10 protein-coding genes are annotated in these 19,885 nt (G+C 43.7%); 4 read left to right on the forward strand and 6 right to left on the reverse strand.

Annotation, left to right across the window (positions count from 1 at the left end; all coding sequences use genetic code 11):
• Positions 1 to 8: 8 nt before the first annotated feature.
• The 5 genes from AC1RNB_RS09535 to AC1RNB_RS09555 form a co-directional block, all read right to left on the reverse strand.
• On the reverse strand, positions 9 to 1,322 hold the full coding sequence (locus AC1RNB_RS09535; protein ID WP_493082447.1) for a vanadium-dependent haloperoxidase: 1,314 nt from the start codon (positions 1,320 to 1,322) through the stop codon (positions 9 to 11).
• Between the two features lie 16 nt (positions 1,323 to 1,338).
• Entirely contained in the window at positions 1,339 to 4,929 is a 3,591-nt protein-coding gene (locus AC1RNB_RS09540; RefSeq protein ID WP_493082448.1) for a VCBS repeat-containing protein, read from the reverse strand.
• A gap of 115 nt (positions 4,930 to 5,044) precedes the next feature.
• Positions 5,045 to 6,781 carry a RagB/SusD family nutrient uptake outer membrane protein gene (locus tag AC1RNB_RS09545; protein ID WP_493082449.1) on the reverse strand — a complete coding sequence of 579 codons (1,737 nt, stop codon included), beginning with the start codon at positions 6,779 to 6,781 and terminating at the stop codon, positions 5,045 to 5,047.
• 33 nt (positions 6,782 to 6,814) lie between these two features.
• Positions 6,815 to 9,997, reverse strand: a complete 3,183-nt coding sequence (locus AC1RNB_RS09550; RefSeq protein ID WP_493082450.1) for a SusC/RagA family TonB-linked outer membrane protein — start codon at positions 9,995 to 9,997, stop codon at positions 6,815 to 6,817.
• A gap of 341 nt (positions 9,998 to 10,338) precedes the next feature.
• On the reverse strand, positions 10,339 to 12,165 hold the full coding sequence (locus AC1RNB_RS09555; RefSeq protein ID WP_493082451.1) for a sodium:solute symporter family protein: 1,827 nt from the start codon (positions 12,163 to 12,165) through the stop codon (positions 10,339 to 10,341).
• A 301-nt stretch (positions 12,166 to 12,466) separates the two neighbouring features.
• Here AC1RNB_RS09555 and AC1RNB_RS09560 point away from each other — a divergent pair, with 301 nt between their 5' ends.
• On the forward strand, positions 12,467 to 13,348 hold the full coding sequence (locus tag AC1RNB_RS09560) for an AraC family transcriptional regulator (protein WP_493082452.1): 882 nt from the start codon (positions 12,467 to 12,469) through the stop codon (positions 13,346 to 13,348).
• Between the two features lie 9 nt (positions 13,349 to 13,357).
• Here AC1RNB_RS09560 and AC1RNB_RS09565 read toward each other — a convergent pair whose 3' ends face one another.
• Positions 13,358 to 13,654 carry a hypothetical protein gene (locus AC1RNB_RS09565; RefSeq protein WP_493082453.1) on the reverse strand — a complete coding sequence of 99 codons (297 nt, stop codon included), beginning with the start codon at positions 13,652 to 13,654 and terminating at the stop codon, positions 13,358 to 13,360.
• A 132-nt stretch (positions 13,655 to 13,786) separates the two neighbouring features.
• Between AC1RNB_RS09565 and AC1RNB_RS09570 the strand changes: the two genes are divergently transcribed.
• The 3 genes from AC1RNB_RS09570 (at position 13,787) to AC1RNB_RS09580 (ending at position 19,869) form a co-directional block, all read left to right on the forward strand.
• Positions 13,787 to 14,296 carry an RNA polymerase sigma factor gene (locus AC1RNB_RS09570; protein WP_493082454.1) on the forward strand — a complete coding sequence of 170 codons (510 nt, stop codon included), beginning with the start codon at positions 13,787 to 13,789 and terminating at the stop codon, positions 14,294 to 14,296.
• 2 nt (positions 14,297 to 14,298) lie between these two features.
• Positions 14,299 to 14,973: a hypothetical protein gene (locus AC1RNB_RS09575; RefSeq protein WP_493082455.1), complete on the forward strand. Its 675-nt coding sequence runs from the start codon at positions 14,299 to 14,301 to the stop codon at positions 14,971 to 14,973.
• 177 nt (positions 14,974 to 15,150) lie between these two features.
• Complete coding sequence (locus AC1RNB_RS09580; RefSeq protein WP_493082595.1) at positions 15,151 to 19,869, forward strand: translocation/assembly module TamB domain-containing protein; 4,719 nt, start codon at positions 15,151 to 15,153, stop codon at positions 19,867 to 19,869.
• Positions 19,870 to 19,885: the final 16 nt, after the last annotated feature.

Genomic DNA, 19,885 nt, shown 5'->3' on the forward strand with positions numbered 1-19,885 from the left:
GCTGAAAATTATTTGAAAATCCGGTTGATAATATTTGTCCCTACTTTTTTTCCCGCTTCTGCACCAACATCTACACTATTACGATAGTGAATTCCGCCGTATACCCGGCTGATAGATGCTTCTGCTGCAGCTTCCTGAAAAGAATTAAAATGCCGCTGCATGCCGATATAGCGCAGATCACTGGTATCCTGGAAGGCAAACTTATCACCATAGAGATGCGCCAGCACCATAGCAGCTGCAGCAGTAATGGTACTATGCCCGCTGGTATATTCCGGGAAAGGAGGTGTTTGCAGAAACGGGGTCCATCCCTTATCAATGTGTTCATTGATCACTGTAACCGGACGAACCACATTACTCCTGTATTTTTCATCCCAGCAGGAAATAAAAGCATCGTATAAAGCAATCGCCGTTAAGGCATATCCCTGCGCTGTTTTCACTGCATCTGCTTTACTTGATTGCGCCGCAATGGCTGCTATTCCCATCCAGTGACCTCCGGGAGTGATTTTTTTATTGCCGAACATCATATGTCCGGAATGTTCGATTACAAACGGATTATCATCCCAGTATTTAGCAATGGTTTTCTCTTCTTCTGTCAGATTTTTTCCGATCGTATATACTTCTTTTACTTCCTTGAAAAAGAAACTGTTACTGTCTGTACTGTATTTAGGGGGTCGGGCTGGCATGAACTGCGAAGCTGAATCCATGACCATTGGCTTCATGGTATTCCAACACCATTCTATCCCATCAAGGTAATCAGGCGGTGTTGGATGCCATTGACCCGGCTCATTGTTTCCCAAAAATTTAGGTTTGCCTCTCGATTGGGCATAGCCGTCTTTCATGGCTCTTGCCAGCACCGTTTTCCCAATGGTATCGCCCAAAGCCACTGAACGTTGAAAAGTTTCTTCATCCATCGATGCCTTGAATTTTTCCATGGTAGCCTCCTCATACGCTTTCAGGGAATCAAGCGAGAACACCACTTTATGCACTACTGTAAAAAAAGCCTGTGTAGCGGCCAATGTATAATTATACGTTTTCCCTTTTTCGGGTTCTGGCATGGGGGCAAAACCATGCAGTTTAGCCGCAATAGACGGGCTACCCGGCCTGGCAAAACGAACAGCTTCATAAGAAGCCAGTGAAGAATAGACATAAATCCTGCTGCTTACCGGCGGTGTAAATACATCATATATGATAATCTGGGTTAACTGATCCTGGTTATTGTGCAACACGGCTGCATCATCAATGGCAGTTGCTTTTTTACCACCGCAGGCCGTTAACAGCCATCCGGCTGATACAAACAAACCTGCATAGACATACTTTTTCATAACGTTATCTTTTACATTAATTAAGCTGAATCCTCCTGAGGTTCCCTTTGGCATCTTTGATTTCAAGACCGGTTACCTGTTCGGGTAACTGCAGAAATCTTCCCGACTGGGATAAAAAAGATGCCCCATAATACAGTTCCTGTTTTTGTTTTCGTCCATCCTTCATCAGCAATACCGCACTCACATCCGCAGGAGTAACCGGCACTGTTTTTACTTTCAATTTCTGTTTGAATATTTTCAAAGGGCCGCGGTTTTCACTGGCCGCCAGTAAAGCATTACCTTCTTTACCTCTCAACTGCACCATGGATTTTCCGTTACCCGGTAAAAAGATCCCGCTTTGCAGAATAGACAATGCTGTAAATTCTCCTTTACCATTTCCTTTCAGTACCAGACCATTTAATGCGTCATATCTTCCAACAGAGACTTCAGTTCCGTAATCATTTCCATTGATGGCTACATCCAGATTACCATCTCCATCAAAATCCATAACAGACATTCCATTCAGGGTTGAGAACTGCGCCTGTTGCGGTAAGGGCAACATACTGAATTGTCCATTGCCTTCGTTCTTCAGGTACATAGACTGAAAAGTATTGGCTTCCAGTCGCTGCGATGCTTTGAACTGTTCGGGCGTAAATAACTGATCAATGGTTGCCGTTGCATAGGTTTTATAATTCTGAAAACGGGTACGCATACTGATCATCTGCTTCACAATATCATCTCTCGTCTGGGCAGGAAATTCTTTCATCTCCCCTTTTTTATCCGGCAGAAAAAGGGAAGGAAATGCATCATAGCTTCCATTCTTATCGAAATCAGCCGCCGTAATATGAACCGGATATTTTTCGCTGGCGCGATAGAAAGAGTTCTGGCCCATATTTCCTACGATGTAGTCAATATCACCGTCATTATCAAAATCGCCCGGGGCAATGCTGTTCCACCAACCGGTCTGCTGGCCGATTCCAGTAGCAGCGGTTACATTTTTATAAACACCTTTATCGTTCTTCAGAAAAGTTACCGGCATCCACTCACCTGCCAGCACCAGGTCTGTCCATCCGTCATTATCAAAATCAGTGAACAATGCATCACAAACAAGCCCAATATTTTTTAATTCTTTTGCTACCCGATCGCTGATATCTGTAAAACGTATCTCACCGGGTTTTGAATCATTCCGGTAAATAAAACTCGACACTGGTTTGGGATAATTCCATGGCTCTACTCTGCCCGATACAAAAAGGTCCAGATCTCCGTCCTTATCAATATCAGCTGCTCTTACACATAACTTGCTTGTAAAATTGGTGGGCAAAGCCTTGACATCGATGGTGAAATTTCCTTTTCCATCGTTTACATACAATTTGTCCTGGTATACCAATGCATTTTTATCGTTTTCATATCCACCACTGGATACATACAGATCCAGGTCGCCATCGGCATCTGCATCAAACAGGATCATTCCTTCATCTTCCCATCGCTTGGTATTGATATCTGCTTTATCGATGAGATTTTTCTGGCTGAATTTCCCATCATTTTGTTGCAGGAAGATCTGACCACTGAAAGAAAAGGAACCGCCCGTTACCAGGTCATCCAGCCCATTTCCATCCACATCGCCAACAGCGAGTGCCGGACCATACTCAGAAAACTTATGCGGGATCAGTTTCTGGATATTAAAATCAACGAAATCTTTTTCCGGGTGTATATAATTAATGTTTACAGCACCCGTAATATCGGTGAACCAGGTATCCTTCGCAAAAGTATCCTGACCAAAAGAGAATGAAAGCTGTGCCTCTTTACTGGTCACAGTGATGCGTTGATCTGCTTTTACTTTATCGAGCCGTTGCATCTTTCCATTGGGCCAGCGAACGATCAGTGAATCAATTACAGTTGTTTTTCCCAAACCAAAATGTGCATAGCCCTCTACAGAAGAGAGGTACCCACGGTAGGGAGAATATTCGAGGACCTGTTTTTTATTCGTATCATAATAAATTTCCAGCCAGGTACCCAGTCCGTTCCTGTTCAGTGAGTCGCCCGCCAGTTTTACCTGCAGGAAGTGAGTGTTCTCTTTTTGCTGTTCACGTTCATTATTCCGGAAAACACCGGCTTCATCATTGATATTGTTAACCACTACATCCAGGTCACCATCATTATCAAGATCTGCATACACACCACCATTGGAAAAAGTAGGAATGGTTAATCCCCATTCATTGGTTACATTGGTAAAATGCAGATCGCCATTATTCCGGAAAGCATAATTATGAATTTTCACTTCCGGGATCTGGGCCAGCAACTGTTTTTTGGTAGCCACTGCATAAGCAGTATTCCGGAAAGCCACAAAATCATGATCCGTTACATCTTTCGGAAACCCGTTGGTAACAATAATATCCCGGTTCCCATCATTATCAAAATCGGCCACCAGCGGTGTCCAGCTCCAGTCCGTTTCAGCAATACCGGCATAAAAAGATATATCACTGAAAATGGGTGCTCCGATAGAATCGTTTTGTGTTACACGCGGGCCCTGGTTCAGTTGCAGGGTATTACGAACATACTGGTATTGATAACCGAAATAATCGCTGTTCTGGTAGGTCTGGTAACTGTTGGCATTCATCATCATCTTCTTCCGGAAATTATCTTCCGGGTTCATATCCAGTGTTATTACATCACTTAATCCATCGTTATTTATATCAACAATGTCATTCCCCATGGCATTGGCGGCCGTATGTTTGAAATACATATTCAACTGCTCACTGAAAGTACCGTTTCGGTTGTTGATCCATAACAGGTCGTTGGAGAGATAATCGTTACTTACATAAATATCTTTCCAGCCATCTTTATTAATATCCGCGATGGTAACAGCATGGCCATAGCCCTCCTGTAAAATACCTGCTTCTTTCGATACATCGGTATATACAGGGTGTTGCAGCTCAGCGCTCCAATCGTTGCGGAAAAGTTTATCTGTATTCTTATGACTACCGTCTTTCAAAATAGGCCGGAACCGGTTAGGGTAGTCGTTTTTTACGATCTCATTATTGACCATATACACATCCAGATCGCCGTCGTTATCATAATCAAAAAAAGCCGCCATTGTTCCGTGCGTAGTATCTGCTAATCCGTATTCTTTGGAGAGATTTTTAAAATGAGGTACGCCTTCTTTGTCATTCCCCTGGTTTACATATAAAAGGTGTTCCCGCAGTTTGGAATCGCGGCGCAAAGTGGCACTTATATACAGATCCATCAGGCCATCATTGTTGATATCAACCACAGATACACCCCTGCACCATTTGCCTTCCCCATTCACACCTGCCGCTTCCGTAATATCCTGAAAAGAAAATTTCCCTTTGTTGAGATATAATTTATTCGCCACCAGGTTCCCAGAAAAATACAAATCAGCGAGGCCATCATTATTGAAATCGCCCACGCCTACCCCACCTCCGTTATACACATTCTCGAAATCGAGTACGTTTACTGAATCATTTTCTATGATCGTATTATTGAAGTGAATCCCGGATGTTTCCGGATCAATACGGGAGAATAATGTGTGTTTGCCTTTGCAGGAAAAAAACAAAACGGCAGAAAAAACAACAACAAACAGAATAGAATATCTGAAAGGATATTTCATGGAAGCAGGTTCAGGAACTAAAAAAATATGGACTACAATATCCTTAAAAAAAATGAAAGAGGCAGTGTAAAACACCGCCTCTTTCTTAAGATTTATGATGAAACATGCAAGGCTATTAATAACCGGGATTCTGTTTTAATGCACCTTTACTCAGATCGATCTGAGACTGGGGAATCGGGAAGTATTCGTTTTTACCTTTAGTGAAAGTAGCACTGTTCAGGTAAGTACGTTTTGCTTTTTCTTTGGCGATATAGGCATTCAGCTCAACATCGGCTGTACCATAACGAACCAGGTCGAAGAAGCGGTGTCCTTCCATAGCCAGTTCCAGTTTGCGCTCAAAGCGAACTGCCTTGCGGCCATAGGCCTGATCAGGGAACACAAGGTATAAACCTATCTGGTAATTGGCAGCATTAGCACCACCAGCCTGTTTAACCCAGGTAGCCGGATTGTCTTTCACCCTTGACCTAACCTGATTAACCAGTGTTACGGCATTGACCAGTGAACCAACTTCTACTTCACACTCTGCAGCCCATAATAATACGTCTGCAAAACGAATGAAAGTATAGTTATTGGCAGTTACACCCGCAGTCCAGAATGAATTATCTGTTAAAGCTCCTGCCTGGCGTTTGTAGTAAACGTGTTTGATCGCAGCGTAAGGTCCGCCATTATTCTGGTCACGTACCCAGTCATTACCCGGGTGTAAACCCCAGTCCAGGTAAGGAATACCTCTTCTGCCAATAGTGAAATCCAGACGTGGATCTACCGGTGTGGTAACGTCAGGTGTAAATGGCTGTGAAGAAGTAAGACCCTGATCATTTTTGAAATCAACAGCATTCCAGGTATCCAGTAAAGGCAACCCGGTTACGGCATCCACTTTATAGGAATTGGCAAGGCTGATAGAAGGCTGGTAAAATCCGCAGCAACCGCCGGGACCACCATTGTAAGGGAAATTCAATACATCTCCCCATCCACCATTGTCACCACTGGAGTTATCGTTAACAGATTGCTGGCAAGAGAATACGGCTTCTGCAGAGTTCTTGGTTTCTGCATTGAAATTGTCGAAGAAATTAGGCATCAGCGCATATTTCTTTCCCGAAGCAGTAACACCATTGGCGATCACATCTTTCAGGATAGGCAAAGCAGCTGTATAGTCTTTCTTAAACATCAGCGCTTTTGCTTTCAGCGCTTTGGCAGCCCATGAATTGGCACGTCCTACAGAACTTTGTGTAGCAGGCAGGTTAGCGATGGCATAATCCAGATCAGCCAGAATATTGGGCCAGATATCTGCTGTGTTCGATACATTAAAATTACCGGCAGCATAGGTGATGGTCTGGTCAACAAAAGGAACATTATTCCACATTTTTTTTGCTTCCATGTGATAATGCGCACGCAGGAAACGGCTTTCTGCTTCAATACGTTTTTTATCCGCATCACTGATATCTGTAGCAGAAGCCATCAGACGCAATACGTCGTTGGAACGTTGTACAGCATCGTATACCGCCTGCCATTTCTGGTTAAAATAACCATTGGAAGCAGTGGGTGAATAGGTTTCGATCGGAACGATATCTGCCTGGTCACCCGGATCGGAACCTTTGTACGCATCATCAGACGCTACACCACCATATACCCAGTTGGATCCGGCACTCTGCCAGCCACCGCCGGCACCACCGTAACCATCCAGCATGGAATAGGCACCGATCAATACACCTTCCACACCTGCTTTGTTGGCAAGGGTATTCTGGTCTAATGAACCGATGGGTGATTTATCGAGAAAGTTTTTAGAACATGCGTAGAACAGTACCATCGAAGTGGTAACCCCTACCAGTAATATTTTAAATTTTGATTGTTTCATATTGCAATTTTTAAATACAGTTTAATGGGTTAATTAGAAAGTTACGTTTACGCCGAAGTTGAAATTTTTCTGGTTGTTAGGATAGTTACCATAGTCAATTCCAAATGCTGCGTTAGAACCGGATAATTCAGGATCTAACCCTGTGTATTTTGTAATTGTAAATAAGTTAGCGGCCTGTACATAGAAACGCAGTTTCTCAATACCCCATTTTTTCGACAGAGAAGCAGGCATGTTGTAACCCAGGATCATTGACTTACATCTCAGGTAAGAACCGTTCTCTTTGTAATAAGAGTTAGGAACCTGGTTGGTACTGAAACTGGCATCGTTCTCTGCAATTGGAACAGTTGTGTTGGTTCTCGTAGGCAGCCATGATTTGTTTAAGGCGTCGATACTTTTAGCACCCTGGAAAGAAGGATAGAAATCAGTCCAGTAACGTACATAGTTAATTACATCGTTACCCACAGAAGCATACATGAAGGTAGAGAAATCCCAGTCCTTATAACTTACACTCAGGTTCAGACCCAGTGTGTATTTAGGGTTAGGGTTACCAAAATAGGTTCTGTCTGCATCAGTGATCTTACCATCGCCATCAACATCTCTGTATTTGAAACGGCCGGGTTTAGCACCGTCCTGTGTAGCAGATTTAGTTACATCTGCTGCATCCTGGAATAAACCGGCTACTTCATAACCATAGAAAGAACCGATAGGATGTCCTACTTCATTTCTTACAAAATCACCGATACGTGATCCACCGGCAGTGAAATAGTTGCCTGGGATATTCACGATATTACTTTTGTAAGTAGTAAAGATGGCACCGATATCATATTTCCAGTCTCTGGAAGCTGTACCATGATAGGTTAAAGAAGCATCCACCCCTTTGTTCTGGATATCACCGATGTTTACGTTAGGTAAGGCAGCACCACCTACAGTAGCAGGTGCCTGATCGGTAAACAACAGACCGTTTACTTTTTTCTCATAGTACTCAATAGAGAAGTCTACTTTGTTCTTGAACAACTGGGCATCAAAACCGAAGTTGGTCAGGATATCTTCTTCCCATCCTGTTTTAGGGTTACCGATACGGGTTGCATAGAAGCCCTGAACAGAACTGGTACTGGCACCATTGATATCATAAAAAGAGCTACCGGCACGGCTTCCGTACTGACTGAAGGCATTCGAAGGATCTACGTTGGCCTGGTTACCCATTTTACCCCAGCTACCCCTGATTTTCAGGTCATCGATCCAGGTAATATTTTTCATGAAGTTCTCGCGGGAAATCCTCCAACCTAAAGCAAAGGCCGGGAATACACCATAACGTTTGTCGGGGCCGAATCTGGAAGAACCGTCACGACGAACCGTAACCCCTAACAGGTATTTATCATTAAAGGCATAATCCACTTTACCGAATATAGAGAACAGCGAGTTTGAATACGCATTACTGTAATTGGTGAAACCGGAAGAACCTCCACTTAATGTTCTGTAGTTAGGATTATCTGTGAAATAACCCAGTGCACCACCACCTACTGAGCGACCATAGGCTTCAACAGCTTCTACACCTGCCAGTGCCGTTACGGCGTGTTTAGCGGCAAATACATTGCTGTATTTGATGGTATTGGTCCATGTCCACTGCCTGTTATAACCGGCATTTTCACTGAATGAGTTGGAGCCATTGTTCTCCGCATTCTCGTAAGTACGGTATCCGTAGTTATAATAATAGTAGTTACTCATGGTACCACCAAAAGCGGTTCTGGCAGTGAAGTGATCGGCAAAATCAACCTCTGCAAACATATTACCCTGGATATCCCAAGAGTTTCCTTTGTTATCGAAAGACCGCATCTGGTTGGCTACCGGGTTCGATGCATTACCCAAACCCTTTGCAGCGGTACCGGCAAATCCGCCATTGATATCAAATACCGGGAGGATCGGTTGTTCGCGGTAAGACATTGAGATGGCATTACCTTCATCCTGGTTGGTGATTCTTGGATTATCTCTGTTAAAAATGTAGAGGTTCTCTCCTACGCGGATATTCTTGCTGATATTATAGGTTGTATTTACTCGGGCAGAATATCTTTTCAGGTAAGTACCCATCAAAGTACCCTGCTGGTTAAAATAATTCAGCGAAAACAGGTAAGTGTTTTTTTCGTTACCGCCACTGGCCGTTACGGTATGGCTCTGAATAGGGGCCGGACGGAAGATCTCATGGAACCAATCAGTACCCACTTTATTGGCAGCAGTGATCTGGTAGATTCCTTTGTTAAAGTCAGTCACATTATACTTGGCAAGGTCCGCAGCAGAGATGCTACCAACGATACCGGATCCGCTGGGACCGTTCATCAGGTAATCAGGGATTACCGGTGAAGCACCGCTTCCGTATTGAGGGTGTGTGGTGGGCTGGCCAGAGTTTTTGAGCGCCAGCCAGGTAAGATCAGCCATTCCCTGTGTACCCAGGAGATTAAAAGGATTACCACCGGCAGGTCTTTGTGTACCAACATAAGCATCATAGGTAACGGTAGCGCGACCGGATTTACCTTTTTTAGTGGTAACCACGATTACACCATTGGCACCACGCACACCATAGATAGAAGCGGCACCGGCATCTTTCAATACCTGGATAGATTCGATCTCAGATGCGTTAAGGTTTGACAAACTACCCTGCACACCATCTACAATAACAAGGGGATCTACGTTACCGAAAGATGTGATACCACGGATACGGATATTACTTCCGGAACCTGGCTGACCAGACGTAATTACGTTCAGACCGGAAGCACGTCCCTGTAACATTTGCTCGGGACTACCGGCCGGAACCGCTTTCAGGTCTTTTACGTTTACCACAGAAACGGATCCTGTGATATCTTTTTTCCGTTGGGCAGAATAACCTGTAACCAATACTTCATTCAGCTGGCTGGTTGTTTCTGTTAAGGCAAAATTGAATTCTGTTTTACCAGACACGGTCTGTTCAACAGCTTCAAAGCCCACAACGGTTACCACCAGTACCGATTTGGCACCGGCATTGATAGAAAATACCCCTTCGTTGTTGGTGAGGGATATTACCGTGGTACCCTTTACCTGAACGGTAGCACCGGCAATAGGCTGGCCTGTTGCCTTGTTGGTAACTCTACCGGTGACAGCCTTCTGGGCAAATACATTGAAACTGAAAAAGACGAGAAACAGCGCGAGCAGATAACTCCGCACAAGCAGGTTAATTTTCGTTGGCATAGCAATTTGGGTTGTTAGTTAAAGGATTATAGCAATCTTTGTTAAATTTATAATGATTTGTTAATGCTACACTGTGATTTTTTAACATTTTATTGTAGGATTTTACCCGATGTACTATGTATAAAATACACATATCAATAAACTAACAAATGTTATTACCAGTTGAAACTCTTTGTGGACAAGGCTTTTCAGGAAACTTGCGGTTTTGTGTACACTCTTGCAGGAGTCTGCAACATTTTCAAATCAATGAATTTTAAACACGTATAGATGTTTTTCACAATCTGAATGATCTGTCTACCATAGCAACAACCGGATCCTCTAACATGGTGGTAGTAAGCGGGCTAATCTTCCAGGGTATTCCACCAGGTTCTTTTCAGTATCAGTATCACTACCAATAAAATCACTACTGTAATCAGTAAGGGCAATTTCATCCACAACACAAGATACATAGGTAAGAGTGTCAAACACAACTGGCCAATAATGCCGATAACCACATTAAACAGATCCCTCCCCATCCGTTGGTTGGGTACAAAGTCCGGATCCTCCTGCATTACTGCATTTTGCACCGGTTTCCAGCAACCCCAGGGATTTACGGTTTTATAAAAAGCTTTCAACACAACCATATCAGTAGCCGGCGCCGAATAGGTACCGATCAAAGAACCGGCCAATGATATGAGGAATAACCAGGGCCAGTTATACAAAGGCAGATCGTCCGATATACAGGGAAATAGCAGTGCTGCAATAATACCACTCATCATACCCCAGAAAAAACCGCTTGCATTAAAGCGCCACCAATACCATTTCAACATATTGGCAGCAATATAACCTCCGTACAAAGCCCCTACGATCCATTGTAAAACACTGTTCACATCTTTGGCGAAAAAGCCAAGTATGATCCCGATTACTACCACCAGCAAACCTGATCCGTAATTCATCCGCATCACTTTTGTAACCGAAGCCTGCGGGTTGATATATTTCACATAAATATCATTCACGATATACGCCTGCGCCGCATTCAACGTTCCGGAAAATGTGCCCATAAATGCACCCAGTAATCCGGTTAGTACGAGACCCAGTATCCCGGCCGGTAAATAACGATTGATTACAGCCGGTAGTACTTTTTCAAAATCAACCCCTCCGGCCCCATTCGACAGATCGAGGGTGTGATAATACAGCAATCCTAATACAGTTAACCCAATAATCATGGAATAACGCACCGGTAAGAGTACGATAGAAACAAAGCCACTCATCTTGGAAGCTTCTTTGGGCGAGCTGGCAGAGAGAATCTTCTGCATATCATAATTCGGCGCAGGTCCGGCCAAACTGGCGAACACCCCTTTAAACAGCATCATCATAAAAAAGAAGCCAAACAGTCCGAACCCGTCTTCCGCAATTTTCACATCGGCTGCCGGCTCAATCCGGCTCCAGTCGAGCTGTAATTTCCAGGAGAAAAAAGGATCTAACCAGCCATCCGGAACAGTCAATGATTGTTGCTGCAGATGCTGCCCTGCAATAATGGCTATCGCGATGCAGGCAACGGTCATAATCAGGTATTTGATCAGATCGCCCAGCACAATACTGTGCATTCCTCCCAGTATAGAATAAAAAGCAGCGAACAGGGTGAAGATAATCCCGTAAAAATGAGCCACATACTGCGGCGCGATATCAAAAGGGAGGTAGTTTTTCACTTCCGCCCAGGGAACAAAAATCTCTATAAATTTCCCCAATCCTACAAAACCATAAGCCAGGAAACCAAAACAACTCAGCAGCGCAAAAGCCACCACTACCTGGTGCGAAGCTCTGACTCCCGCCCCGGTGGTACCAAAACGGGTAGATAGCCATTCGGCTCCCGTATTGGCGTTGGAACGCCGGAGCCATTTAGACAGGAACATCATCAGCACTACCTGGTTAAATACGGGCCAGAGCCAGGGGATCCAGATACTTTTCATACCATATACAAAACAAAGGGCCACCATCCACATGGTGCCGCTGATATCAAACATATCCGAGGCATCACTCATGCCCAGCAGGTACCATGGTAATTTTTTACCACCCATCAGGTAAGACTCTTTATTGCGGGCCGCCTTCTTACGCAATACCCAGCCAATACACAGCATTAATAGCAGGTAGGCAACTATAATGCTGATATCCAATACAGTAAGCTTCATAAACGATATCGAATACTCATTTTATTATACTGAGTTACAGCGTAAATCAGCTGTAACTCTTTGGTGATTATATTACCTGAAAATGCGAAAATGATAAAAAAGTACCAGTTATTTGCAGCGAATAATCCCCCCTGCCTGTCTGAAGATAGGAAATCGATCCGTTCTTCGGTAACACCGGGGGGGAAGCAGACCTGAATGCTTTTGATTCAGAAAAGTAATTATTGAAAAATAAGAAGTTGCCGTAGTGCAGCAGACCTTTTGACTGCCGCCTACTGACCCAATTTTCAGAAGGAACCATGCCATGCAGAAAAACATACTCAGAGAAATTACACCATTAACCTCCGCCGATTGTTTTACGGTTTTTGCCCGTACCAAAACAGCGTTCGACTTCCCCGTACATTACCACGAAGAATTTGAGCTGAATTTTATCAAAAACGGGAAAGGGGTAAAACGGGTAGTGGGAGATCATGTAAAAGAGATTGGCGATTACGAACTGGTATTGATCGGCCCTAACCTGCAGCATGCCTGGTTTACCCATAAATGTAAAAGTCCGGAGATCACAGAAGTAACTATCCAGTTTCACAAGGATCTGTTTGATGATAAATTTCTGCGCAGGAACCAATTGAGTTTTATCCGTACCATGCTGGAAAACTCTTTGCGGGGTATTCTTTTCTCCTACGAAACGGCGGCTCTCCTCTCCTCCCGGCTGATGAGGCTGAGCAAAAAAGATGGCTTTGAATCGGTACATGAACTGATGTGGATCCTGCATGAACTTTCTATTTCGCGCCATTCCAAGATCCTGTCTAACTCCACGTTCAATAACATGGAGCATTTTACCTACAACAGCCGCAGGATTGAAAGAGTGATGGAATACCTGAACGAGAATTTCAAAAATCCGATTTCATTAACAGAAGTAGCCAAACTAACCAACATGGCCGATTCTGCCTTCAGCCGGTTTTTTAAAACAAGAACAGGAATGACTTTTATTGATAGCCTGACTGAGATCCGGCTGGGTCATGCTTCCAGAATGCTGATCGATACTACACAGTCGGTGGCAGAGATCGCTTATGAATGCGGCTTTAACAATATCTCCAATTTCAACCGCATTTTTAAAAAGAAAAAGGGCTGCACACCGAAGGAGTTCAAGAAAAGTTATTCATCAGAAGAAAGGATTTTCTTTTAACCCACCGGGTCATAGTTTGCGGCTCACTTTGGAAAAATCTTTGGCAATAGTGGCTTTCATCACCCCCAGTGTATCTTTTCCGGCCTGCGCCATATTTACTTTGAATTCGCACTCATACCCCTCCTGTTCCTCAAAATACACAACTTCCACCACCCTGAACTTCACACGGGAGGAATCATTGTTGACCGATTCATATAAAAATCCGGAGAAAGCTTTTTTCAGTCTTTCCTCTATTTCGGCAGGTTTGGGCCTTTTCTGACAGGCCAGCAGGCTTACTAATAAAAGGCAGGCAAGGATCTTTTTCATAAAAATCAGTTAATCGGCTGTTTAAAAATAAGCAATGCCTCCTCATCCGCAATGGCTCCGGGATTTTATTTTCACTGCCGGCTGTGATTTTTTAAGCCGATGTGCGAATCATATATTTAAGGGATCACTACTATGGTACAACTTACTGCAGATAAGGAAGCTTTTTTCAGGTTGATTGAAGATAACAAAGCCATTATCTTCAAGATCTGCCACACCTACTGTTCAGATAAAACCCAGCACCAGGATCTGGCGCAGGAAATCATCTACCATATCTGGAAATCAGGACATGCTTTTGATCCGGATAAAAAATTCTCGACCTGGATGTACCGGGTGGCTTTAAATGTAGCCATCAGTTTTTACAGAAAAAAGTCCAGGGAACCGGATACGGTATCCCTTTCAGCGCAGGAAGAAACACTGATGATTCCTGAAGTAACGGACAGCAGATCGGATCAGTTGATCCTTTTACAGCAGCTGATCAATGAACTCAGGGAACTTGACCGGGCTCTGATGTTGTTATATCTCGAATCTAAAACCTACCGGGAAATAGCAGAAATTCTGGGTATTACCGAAACCAATGTAGCCAGTAAGATTAACCGGATCAAAGAAAAGCTCAAACAAAAAATATCACCTTTAATATCATAGTTATGCAAGACATGGAACTCAAGCAGGTATGGGAATCTTACAACCAGCAAATAGCCAAAGCCGAGTTATTGAACCTGCAATCGTGGGCATTGAATATCCGTTGTTTTGAAAGTCTGCAGCAACAACAGGCCGAAAAAAAACTAAAAGCCCTGCGTCGGTTTAATACCCGGGCCGTCATCCTTGGAATCGTATGGGCAGGATTTCTACTGTTATTGGTATGGTTAAACCGCTTTCAAAATGTTTTTTTCTCCCTATCTGTCAGCGCCATCGCTTTGATTACCCTGTTTGTGACAGCTACCTACATCCGCCACAATATCCTGATTGGGCAGGTCAGGTACGACAATTCCGTAACCGATACCCAACAACAACTGGCCAGGCTACAGCGTTCCACGTTTCATAGCACTGCTATTGCCTGGTTGCAGCTCCCGTTTTATACTACCTGGTTCTGGAGCAGCAGTTGGATCAAGGAACCGGGTATGGGCTTCTGGCTGATTGCTTTTCCCATTACCCTGCTTTTTACCCTGCTTGCCATTTTTCTCTACCGGAATATATCTGCCGGTAACCTGCACAAAAAATGGGTAAAAACTTTGATGATGGCAGGACCGGAATACAGCCATGTTGCCGCCGCAAGGGCATATCTGGAAGAGATTGATGCATTCATAAAAGATCGCTTCTGACATCCCTTGTACCTTCTTTGACAGGAAAGTTTTTTTATGGGGGATTATAGCTGGATAACCCAGTTTGGTATTGTATTTGCCCTACGGTTATGAATACGTATTTTTACCCCTCAAACCAACCAACGCCTGAAGCGCTTCTTACAAATATTACGTCGATCGGTTCTCATTATTTTGGCTGTGATTCTGCTGGCATTCATCGCGATCCAGACTGATTTTGTACAAAACTGGCTGGTGAGTATCGCTACCTCCCGTTTATCCAATGCTTTGGGCACAGAAGTAAGTGTTAAAAATGTAAGTTTTTCGCTGTTTAACCGGCTGAACATGGAAGGCACGATGGTGCGTGACCAGAAAAAGGACACATTACTGTATGCAGGCCAGTTAAAAGTGCGGATCACAGATTGGTTTTTCCTGAAAGAAAAAGCCGTACTGAAGTTTGTAGGACTGGAAGATGCCGTGATTAAACTGCAACGGAAAGACAGTGTCTGGAACTATGGATTCATTGTTGACTATTTCTCCTCTCCTAATCCCAAAAAAGAAGGGGGCGGACTGGAACTGAATCTGAAGACCATTGACCTGAAGAATGTACGTTTTCTAAAGAATGATCTTTGGGTAGGCGAACGTATGACCGTTTCTGTTAACAGTTTATTGGCAGATGCTGAAAATGTAGACCTCCAGAAAAGCATTTTTCAGATCAATTCCATACAACTCGAAAAGCCGTTGATCAGTATCCAGAGCCTGGATGCCCTTCGCCCGGAATCACTTCGAAAAAAAGCGACCGTAGATACGGGCATGTACCTGAATGCGGGAGATATCGCACTATCTGTTAATAATTTTTCCATCAGAAACGGCAGTCTGTTCATTGATGGAAATACAGATGCCCCCCTTCCGCATTTTGACGGTAGCCATATCCAGTTGAGCAAACTTACCGGTACTATTAAAAATATCCGTTTTCTGAAAGATACCCTCAGGGCCAATATAGACCTGTCTGTGAAAGACCGTTGCGGTCTGGAACTGCGAAAGTTAAAGACACAATTCCGTTTCACACCACAGATCATGGAGCTCGCTAAACTGGATCTGCAGACAAACAAAAGCAGACTAACCAACTACTATGCGATGCAGTACAAAGACTTTAATAAAGACTTTGGGCATTACATCAGTCAGGTGGTCATGAATGCGAATTTCACCGAAGCCAGGGTGAACAGTGATGATATTGCCTATTTCGCACCGGAACTGAACAGCTGGAAAAAAGAAGTGGTCATAAGTGGTAAGTACCTGGGTACTGTTGACAATTTTGTAGTAAAGAATCTGTCTGCGCGGATAGGCAATACCAGCAAAGTAATCGGCACATTGAGCATGAAAGGTTTGCCTGATATCAATACCACAAAGATTGAACTGACAGAGGGAACCCTGCAAACCAATTATACCGATCTCGGAGCACTGATTCCACAACTGAAAGGTGTTACATCGCCCAATCTCGCAGCATTAGGCAGTGTGATTTACCGGGGTAATTTCAAGGGTACTATTCAGAATTTTGTAACTGCCGGTACATTCAGTACACAACTGGGCGGTGTCAGAACCAATATCAGTTTACAATTACCCCGACGCGGAGACCCCGTGTATACCGGTTCGCTGGAGACCACCCGTTTCAATATCGGAAAATTCCTGAACGACAGCTTGCTCGGGCTGGTAGATTTTAAAGGCAGAATTGTAGGGAGCAGTTTTAATATTGACAGGTTAAAGACCACCCTTCAGGGAACGGCCAGTTCGCTGCAGTACAATGGATATACGTATACCAATATCATTACCTTAGGTACGTTTCAGCGTAAATATTTTACGGGAGAGGTTAAGATCGATGATCCGAATCTTGATTTTACCAGTACGGTAGAGATTGATCTTTCGAAAGCATTACCCCGTTTTAATATCGTGGGCGATCTGGTGAATTCCAATCTGAAGGCGATGAATTTTACCAAAGACTCAGTACTGGTAACAGGTCTGTTAGACGTAAACTTTACCGGAACCAATATCGATAATTTTTCGGGTACTGCTAAATTTCTGAATGCGAATGTAAAAAGCGGAACCAGTAACCTGAGTTTTGATTCATTGAATCTGGTATCGACCCATGTAGATTCTGTAAAACGTTTACACCTGGGCAGTAATGAATTTAATGCTACCATCGAAGGCAAATTCAGTATCAGGGATCTGCCTGCCAGTTTCCAGGCTTTTTTAACCCGGTATTATCCAACCTATATCAAGCAGCCCAAATCTGTTCCGCAAAATCAGGTATTTACTTTTAAAGTGAATACAGGAAATATTGAGCCTTATCTGCAATTGTTTGATAAGAAACTGCACGGATTCAATGATGCCAGTATCAACGGCTCTGTTGATACCCGGAAAAACCTGCTGGCAGTTACCACCGCCATTCCTACCGGCGGGTATGACAATATCCGTTTTACCGGAATGGATCTGACTGGAAACGGAAATAAAGACAGTATTTCGTTAAAGGGAACCATTACAGAAGTACAGGTAAGTGATAGTCTTCGTTTTCCGAATTCCAGAATCAATATCACTTCCAGCAATGATCACTCCGTAGTATCTATCAAAACCAGTGCAGACAATACGTTGAATGATGCAGACCTGTACGTGGATGTATACACGCTTACCGATGGCGCACGTATCCAGTTCAGGCCTTCTTCGTTTGTATTGAATGATAAAAAATGGAGTATCGAAAAATCGGGTGAGATAACCCTTCGTACCAAACTGGTAAAAGCAGAGAATGTGAAGTTTACGCAGGGATTTCAGGAGATCAGTGTGGAATCGGATCATCCGGATGATGGCAGCAGCAGCAATAATCTGGTAGTGAGATTAAAAAATGTTGTATTGGGCGATCTTAGTTCCATCTTTTTCAAAAATCCGCGGCTGGAGGGTATTACTTCCGGAACGGTACAGCTGAATGACCTTACCGGCAATTTCAATGCAGCGGCAGACCTGAAAGCAGAACAGTTCCGCCTGAATGATGACTCTATTGGTTTGGTGAATATCAAAGCCAGTTATGATACCAAAACAGGTATGCTTCCTTTCAGTATTCAATCACCCAATGAAGAATATAATTTCAGTGCCAAAGGAAGTTACAATACCAAAGACAGCACCGGAAATTCTTTTAATACCGACATCACCCTTACCAAATCAAAAATTGATTTCCTGCACATGTTCCTGTCTGATATTTTCAGTGATATCAACGGAAAAGCGACCGGCAATCTTACCATTAAAGGAGACCTGAATGCTCCGGATCTGTTAGGCAGAATCAAGCTGCAGAAAGCAGGCATGAAGGTTAACTACACCCAGGTATATTATACCATCGATTCTGCCGATATCCGTTTTACGGAAGAAGGCATTGACTTTGGCCGGTTCTCCATCTTTGACAGGTATGGAAATACAGGTACCGTAAGTGGTAAACTGAAAGAACGGGGTTTTAAGAATATGGTATTTGACCTCTATCTTGACACCAAAAAGCTATTATTGATTGATACCAAAGCACAGGATAACCAGCAATTCTACGGCAAAGCCATTGGCAGTGCGCGCTTAAGATTGACCGGACCGGAATATGCAGCCCAGATGCAGCTCCAAGCAGAATCTAATGATAGTTCTCACATTTATATTCCGAACACAGTAAGTAAAGAAAGTGGTGTAGCAGATTTTATTGTCTTCAAGCAGTATGGAACAGAAATGGAGAAGGAAAGGAACAAAAGTAATTTCAACCTCACCGTTGACCTGGATCTGACTGCTACCAACGACGTAATGATTGACGTCATACTGGACGAACTGGCCGGGGATGTGATTAAAGCAGTAGGCAGTGGCAGACTAAGAATCAAGGCAGGTACTACCGAAGCATTGAGCATGAGTGGCAGATATAATATTGAAAGTGGAAGCTACCTGTTTAATCTTCAGAACATTCTACGAAAGCCCTTTGAACTGATGCCTGGTGCAGGCAACTATATAGAATGGAAAGGCGACCCCATGAATGCCGATGTACATATTGATGCACGTTATACAGCAGAACGCATCAGTCTGGCAGAACTGGTGAGCTCCCTCAACCTCAGCCCTGCCGTAAAAGGCTATCGGGGTGATGTGTATGTGATTGCCCAGTTAAGGGATAAACTGAGCAGGCCCAATATCTTTTTCAGAATCGATTTCCCGCAGGGTAGCCCCGTAAAATCGGATAATGAATTCACCCAGTACCTGAATCGCCTGGAAAGAGACCAGAACGAGATACTGAACCAGGTAGCATTCCTCTTCCTTTTCAACTCTTTTCAGCCTCCCGGCGGATTGGGAACTAACAATGCCCTGTCGCCATATTCGATCACTTCCTTAACGGTGAACACCATTTCGCAGATGCTGACCAAAAGTGTGAATAAGGTACTCTCCAATCTGCTGTTCCGTATTACCGGCGATAAGAGTCTTCGTTTTGACGTAGGCACCAGCGTTTACAGCAGTTCCAACCTGCTGGATCAAGGTAGCAGCAGTTCGGGTGGTACCAATAGTAAACTGGACCGTACACGGGTAGACTTTAAATTCGGTTATGCATTTGCCAACGATAAAGTAATTGTAACACTGGGCAGTGATATTGATTTTAACTTCGGTGCCTCTTCAGCAGTTCAGGGAAATACCCAATGGCTACCGAATGTAAACATTGAATTCATTCTCTCGAAGGATAAGAAACTCCGTTTAATCGTATTCAATAAAGCCAGTCTGGATCTGACAGGTGTCAGCTTTGGCCGGCGTAACCGGCAGGGGGTAAGTATTTCTTACCGCAAAGACTTTGAAACCCTGTTTGCCAATAAGGAAAAAGACCTTGTGATTAAAGGACCTGCAGACAGTACCGCTAATAAGGATAAATAAAGGATAAATAAACTAT

It is taken from the genome of Sediminibacterium sp. GW821-FHT12F12, assembly GCF_058806635.1.

Bases quoted from the DNA above. Each gene is read 5' to 3' on its own strand.
- AC1RNB_RS09575 (WP_493082455.1), top strand. From the start codon at position 14,299: ATGCAAGACATGGAACTCAAGCAGGTATGGGAATCTTACAACCAGCAA.
- AC1RNB_RS09555 (WP_493082451.1), bottom strand. From the start codon at position 12,165: ATGAAGCTTACTGTATTGGATATCAGCATTATAGTTGCCTACCTGCTA.
- AC1RNB_RS09570 (WP_493082454.1), top strand. From the start codon at position 13,787: ATGGTACAACTTACTGCAGATAAGGAAGCTTTTTTCAGGTTGATTGAA.
- AC1RNB_RS09540 (WP_493082448.1), bottom strand. From the start codon at position 4,929: ATGAAATATCCTTTCAGATATTCTATTCTGTTTGTTGTTGTTTTTTCT.
- AC1RNB_RS09550 (WP_493082450.1), bottom strand. From the start codon at position 9,997: ATGCCAACGAAAATTAACCTGCTTGTGCGGAGTTATCTGCTCGCGCTG.
- AC1RNB_RS09535 (WP_493082447.1), bottom strand. From the start codon at position 1,322: ATGAAAAAGTATGTCTATGCAGGTTTGTTTGTATCAGCCGGATGGCTG.
- AC1RNB_RS09545 (WP_493082449.1), bottom strand. From the start codon at position 6,781: ATGAAACAATCAAAATTTAAAATATTACTGGTAGGGGTTACCACTTCG.
- AC1RNB_RS09565 (WP_493082453.1), bottom strand. From the start codon at position 13,654: ATGAAAAAGATCCTTGCCTGCCTTTTATTAGTAAGCCTGCTGGCCTGT.
- AC1RNB_RS09560 (WP_493082452.1), top strand. From the start codon at position 12,467: ATGCAGAAAAACATACTCAGAGAAATTACACCATTAACCTCCGCCGAT.